This is a genomic window from Corallococcus sp. RDP092CA (assembly GCF_041903675.1).
GTDB lineage: Bacteria > Myxococcota > Myxococcia > Myxococcales > Myxococcaceae > Corallococcus.
On record NZ_JAYESI010000073.1, the window covers coordinates 1 to 4,313 of the forward strand.

At 65.2% G+C, this 4,313-nt stretch carries 5 protein-coding genes; 2 read left to right on the forward strand and 3 right to left on the reverse strand.

Annotated elements, in window-relative coordinates; genetic code table 11:
• Positions 1-15: 15 nt before the first annotated feature.
• A complete protein-coding gene (locus U8525_RS34085; RefSeq protein WP_374270909.1) occupies positions 16-1,227 on the reverse strand; it encodes an FAD-dependent monooxygenase in 1,212 nt (403 codons plus the stop codon).
• A gap of 12 nt (positions 1,228-1,239) precedes the next feature.
• The gene (locus U8525_RS34090; RefSeq protein ID WP_374270910.1) at positions 1,240-1,986 is read right to left on the reverse strand and encodes a siderophore-interacting protein; all 747 of its coding nucleotides are present in this window, start codon (positions 1,984-1,986) and stop codon (positions 1,240-1,242) included.
• Between the two features lie 91 nt (positions 1,987-2,077).
• Between U8525_RS34090 and U8525_RS34095 the strand changes: the two genes are divergently transcribed.
• Together U8525_RS34095 and U8525_RS34100 are read left to right on the forward strand one after the other, a co-directional pair.
• The gene (locus tag U8525_RS34095) at positions 2,078-2,719 is read left to right on the forward strand and encodes a TetR family transcriptional regulator (RefSeq protein ID WP_374270911.1); all 642 of its coding nucleotides are present in this window, start codon (positions 2,078-2,080) and stop codon (positions 2,717-2,719) included.
• 311 nt (positions 2,720-3,030) lie between these two features.
• On the forward strand, positions 3,031-3,561 hold the full coding sequence (locus tag U8525_RS34100; RefSeq protein ID WP_374270912.1) for a hypothetical protein: 531 nt from the start codon (positions 3,031-3,033) through the stop codon (positions 3,559-3,561).
• On the opposite strand, the gene U8525_RS34105 is transcribed toward U8525_RS34100, so the two are convergent.
• On the reverse strand, positions 3,496-4,038 hold the full coding sequence (locus U8525_RS34105; RefSeq protein WP_374270913.1) for a hypothetical protein: 543 nt from the start codon (positions 4,036-4,038) through the stop codon (positions 3,496-3,498). The genes U8525_RS34100 and U8525_RS34105 overlap by 66 nt on opposite strands.
• Positions 4,039-4,313 lie beyond the last annotated feature (275 nt).

Consider the following 4,313-nt stretch of genomic DNA (forward strand, 5'->3'; position numbering starts at 1 on the left):
CTCCGAACTCCCTGTTCACACGGCCGAACTCCGTGCCCACGTGGCCGAACCTCCTGTCCACGATGGGCCGAACTCGGTGATCACGATGCTCCGATCTGAGTGTTCACGATGGGCCGACGCGCGCAGGGTTCTCGCGACCGTCCGCAGCACCCCGATTCCAAGGCGTGACTTGGGATGGAAGAGGCGAATGACGCCGGGACGCAGCGTCCGGCCGCTCGCTACGTAGGGCCGCATCAGCTTCTCATAGGATTCAAAGGCCGCCGTGTGTGTTGGCTGCTTCTTGAGCTCGCCGGCGAGGACATAGGCCCCGACGAGTGCGAGCGGTGTTCCCTGCCCCGTGTAGGCCGAGGGGCAATAGGCAGCGTCGCCAGTGAGCACGAAGCGACCCTTCGACCAAATGGAGCCGATCACCTGGCTCATCGGGCCGAGGTAGAAATCGGGATCGTGATTGAGGTTTGCAAGGATGCGCTCGGCCGGGCCGCCCGCGCCCTGCAGCGCATCGCGCAGCATCTTCTTTTGCGCGACGCCATCGACCTCGCGCGCATCGAATTGCTTGCGCGGGAAGGTAACGAGAACGGTTGTGTCGTTTTCATGGACCGGCCGCAGCAGCATGCAGGAGCCGCCCTTGCCGTTGTAGATTTGCGCCCAGTCCTTGTCCTCGGGGCTTCTCGGGATTCTGAAGTAAGATGCGTACACGCCTAAGTACCGGAAGCGGATATCATCTTCCATGACGAGCCGCCGCGTCGAAGAGCCGACGCCTTCGGCGCTGATGACGAGATCGAATTCTTCGGTCGAGCCGTCGTTGAAAGTGACGGACACACCGTCATCTTGTTGCTTCAGGGCGATGATGGTCGTACCGAACCGATAGTCGCAATCATCCTGGGTAGCGTCGTAGAGGATGCGCGCAAGGTCGCCGCGCAGAATCTCATAGGAGCTTGTCAGCGAGCCGACCGCGCCCTTCGGCAGCCGCGCAATCGGATCGCCCGAGCCACCCAGGAACTCCACGCCCTTCTCGCGCGTGTTCTTCGCCTCGATCTTCTCTTCGAGGCCCATCATCTTGATGACTTCCTGCCCCGGCCCCTCGATATCGACGTTCTGGCCGCCCGTACGGAAGGCCTTCGACCGCTCGATGACCGTCACCTTGTCGCCATACCTGTTCAGCCAATAGGCCAGGGCAGGACCCGCGATGCTCGCGCCGGAGATCAGTATTTTCTTGTTTTCATTCATGGCGGTGACTCCCTAATCGAGACCTGTTCTTCCTGGCGACCAGTAGGCCTTCGACTTCACGCTCGATGACCCCATGCCGCTCTTCAGCGCCTGGCTCACAGTCTGAACCGACTGCGCCTTGCCCGTCAGGACGAAGCGCGCGCCGCGGGCGACATGGCGCGAGAGATCAGCGCCGATAGCCGCCAGATGCGCATCGTCGTCACGGCGCTTGATTACGGTTGCCCGGCCAAGGCCGAGCGCCGTCAGTACGGCCCGCGATTCCGCAGCGTCCGAAACTTCAAACACCAGCTCCGCGGCTGCGGGGCCGCCCTGCAGCGCCGCAGCAAGGCCGAAGGAGGTTTCGTCGCCGGACAGCACGACCGGCCCGTCAGCGCCCGAGACATCGAGCGAGCGGCGCGGGCCGAAGAATTGACAGTCATCGCCTTCGAGCAGATTGCTCGCCCAGCGGCTGCCGGGGCCGTCGCCGTGCAGGAAGGCTAGCAGCTGCGTCCGGCCGGCATCGGCATCCCAGGACCGAGGCGTATAGGTTCGGCTGGAGAGCCTTGCGCCGATCGCCATCTGGACCTTTTGTCCCGGCAGCCAGGCGACGCTTTTCAGGCCGTCGCCCTCAAGGTCGATGAGCCGGAAGCGCGGCGAAATGGGTTCGACGGCCGAGACCCGCATCGGCCGAGTCATCCATCGCAGCAACGCGCGCGCAACGCGCCCCGGTGTCGCGGCGGGATGTGGCGGCGGGGCCGTATCGGTGTTGAGCATGCTCATGAGACGAATCTGGTGTTGCTTGACGAGGTCATGATTAGTACTCAAAATACGACGAAGTATTCAGGTTCGCTAATCGTATTCGGGAGCCGTCATGGCCGAGCGCCGCCAAGCGCAGATCTCCTCGCGAAAACAGCCGCAGCAGGCCCGCTCAATGGAGTTGGTGAAGGCTGTGCTGGACGCCGCTGTTCAGGTTTTGGCGACCGAGGGCGCGCAGCGCTTCACCATGGCCCGCGTCGCCGAGCGGGCCGGCGTCAGCGTCGGCTCGCTCTACCAGTATTTTCCCAACAAGGCGGCGATTCTGTTCCGGCTGCAGAGTGACGAGTGGGATCGCACGGCCGAGATGTTGCGGGGGATACTGGAGCACCGGGCGACGCCGCCGCTCGACCGGCTCCGCACGGTCGTTCATGCTTTCATCCGCTCCGAGTGTGAGGAGGCGGGTGTCCGCACGGCGCTCGACGACGCGGCTCCCCTCTATCGCAGCGCGCCGGAGGCGCGAGAGGCCTTAAAGGCAGGCGCGGCGATCATGCAGGCTTTCATGCGCGAGGCCTTGCCCAACGCTAGCGCGGACCGGCGCGCGCTCGCCATCAGTCTGATCGAGTCGACGATCCGGAGCGTCGGCAAGTCCTATTCGGAAACCCCGCACGCTCCCGCCGAGATCGAGGCTTTCGCCGGGGCCATGGCGGACATGTTCGGTGCATACCTCGCACAGCTTGACAAAAAAGCCGGGCAGTAAGGATAGCAGGAGCAGTTGAAGCGGCTGGAGGATGCCCTGCGGGAGCTGGACGCCCCCGCGGAGGGGAAGATGACGTCGTAGCGGCCTGCCACGTTGCGTGCACGCCGTCCGGGCGTGAGGCACAGTAGGTGCGTCCATGGCCTCCTACCGCTCTCCAGAACAGTGCTCCGAAGGCGACTGCACCCGGCCCCGGGCGCCCAGGCACCGCCGCTGCCACGGGCACCTCATGCGGCAGCGGCGCGGGCAGTCCATGTCGGAGCCGCTGCGCGAGCCCTACGCCACGCCCTGGGACAGGCTGACGCCAGGCCGAGTTGTCCCACGAGGGCGCGGCCCCGGCGACCCTCTCCGCGCGGGAGAAGGCCATCTGCGAGAGGCTGAAGGACGACTTCCCGCACTACGCGGCGAAGTACCTGCGGATCCGCCCGAAGGAGGTGACGGGCGGCGAGCTGCCGGCGCTGAAGCTCAACCGCGCGCAGTTGTACATCCACGAGCGGCTGGAGGCGCAGCTGAAGCGCCGGGGCTTCGTGCGCGCCATCGTCCTGAAGGGACGCCAGCAGGGCTGCAGCACGTACGTCGAGGCCCGCTTCTATTGGAAGGGGAGCCACCTCAAGGGCGTGAGCGCCTACATCCTCACGCACGAGGACGCAGCGACGGTGAACCTCTTCGACATGGCGAAGCGGTACCACGACCACATCCCGACCCTCGTGATGCCCTCGACGAGCGCCTCCAATGCGGCGGTATGCCGCCCTCTGCTGCGAGGCGCAGGGCAGTCGGACTCACGAGCGCAGCATTGCCTTCGTTACCAGGGCACCGTGTGCGACATGCGCAACGACGAAGGGTAGAGAGCCGGCGATGTACGCACGCGAGCGCAGCATCAGCGCCAGCCCCAACAGCCAGACAAATGGGAGTGCATAGGGCAAGAGCCGCCACCACGACGGGGTCGGGTCGAGGAGTAGCGGAAGCCAGGAAAGTAGGTACAACACTGAGCCCGTGACGAAGACGACGAGTCCGAGTCGCTGCCAGGGTTCGCTCACTCCGAGCGGCAGTAGCGCCGCCGCGGCAAAGACGAATCCACGTCCAACAGCTTCGAAGACGAGCAGCGCGTTTGGCACTGCACTGGCGTCGCTGACGCCGACAGGAAGATGCGAGGTCAGCACAGCGTTCCAGACTGCGACTGGGACGAGCGCCCACAGGCCGCTGCGCGCGATGCGGACGCGTAGCTCCATGGTCTCTCGCCACGCGGTGTGCAGAACACTCATTGCGCTCCCAGCCATCAAAAGCGACGCCAGGACGCTGAGTGCGATGGACAAGGACTTCATGGTGGACCCGCAGGCGCGAGCAACGCGCTCTCGTTGGTGGCTTTGAGCGTCCTCCCCATAGCCCAGTCCGCCTGCCGGATGAAGTTTGCGGAATCCTGGACAGGGCCCGACGGCATCTACTGCCGCTGCGCCACCAAGCGAGGATTGGCGTAAGACCTCGCCGTGCCCCGTCGTGACGTGCCGAGCCGCGCGTGAGACCTCCGTGTGCCACACGCCAGGAGGTGGTCCGTGGAGTTGGAGAAGGAGTTGGAGCAGTTCCGCCAGGAAGCGCAGCG